This window comes from Pseudomonas brassicacearum (assembly GCF_003732265.1).
GTDB classification, from domain to species: Bacteria; Pseudomonadota; Gammaproteobacteria; order Pseudomonadales; family Pseudomonadaceae; genus Aquipseudomonas; species Aquipseudomonas brassicacearum_D.
In genome coordinates this window covers 1-299 of sequence record NZ_MOBK01000329.1, presented here as the reverse complement: position 1 = coordinate 299, position 299 = coordinate 1, and the positions used below count along the sequence as shown (strand labels likewise).

The window sequence follows — 299 nt, the reverse complement described above, 5'->3', positions numbered from 1 at the left end:
TCGGTGTTGCGCTTTTGCAGCGGCTCTTGCGCCGGCATCAGGTTTTCAAACAGCGGATCGAGCGGCAGAAACAGGCGCAGATCGCCCTTGTGCGTGACTTTTTCCGCTGGCGTAGTGACGAAGCGTTGCGGCTCGCCGCTGAGCGGGAACTTGTCGGCGATGGTTTTCGCCAGGGTGTTCGCGGCGATCTCGGCGCCCTCAGGTGTCCAGTGGGTGTCGGTGCGCAGGAACACTTGCTGACCGTTCTGCTTGGCTTGTTGTAATGGCTTGAGCAGGTCCGGGGCGAGGATCTTGTCGGC

General features: G+C 61.5%; 1 protein-coding gene. It reads right to left on the bottom strand.

Annotated features, from left to right (window positions below):
* A partial coding sequence (locus BK660_RS31535; RefSeq protein WP_473087034.1) for an alginate O-acetyltransferase AlgX-related protein occupies nt 1-299 on the bottom strand: 299 nt, incomplete at both ends.